We start from the raw sequence: 306 nt of genomic DNA, 5'->3' as shown, positions 1-306 counted from the left end.
CGATCACTTCCGACGTGCCGGTAGAGTAGCTGTTGGCAGTGTCGAAGAAGTTGATGCCTTGCTCGACGGCATGGCGAATGATCGGCCGGCTGGCCTCTTCGCCCAAGGTCCAGGGGTGGGTGCCGGCATCCGGATCGCCGAACGTCATGCAACCCAGACACAGCCTGGAAATATCCAGGCCGGTGCTACCCAGCTTTACGTATTGCATCGTGATCTCCTTGGAAGGGGAAGGGATGAACCCAGCCTGCGGCTGGTGCTGATGGTAGTGAGTTCAGCAATGGGGGGAGGTTCATCGAGCGCCGTGTG

The 306-nt window shown here is 59.8% G+C and carries 1 protein-coding gene; it reads right to left on the bottom strand.

Going from position 1 to position 306, the window contains the following annotated elements:
• Positions 1 to 208: aldo/keto reductase (locus tag QWI17_RS09995; protein WP_302722363.1), on the bottom strand; the 208-nt coding region annotated here is incomplete at its 3' end.
• Positions 209 to 306: the final 98 nt, after the last annotated feature.

The organism is Gilvimarinus gilvus (genome assembly GCF_030518155.1).
Taxonomy (GTDB): Bacteria; Pseudomonadota; Gammaproteobacteria; order Pseudomonadales; family Cellvibrionaceae; genus Gilvimarinus; species Gilvimarinus gilvus.
The sequence above is the reverse complement of the archived record's forward strand: the minus strand, read 5'-3'. Positions and strand labels throughout refer to the sequence as shown.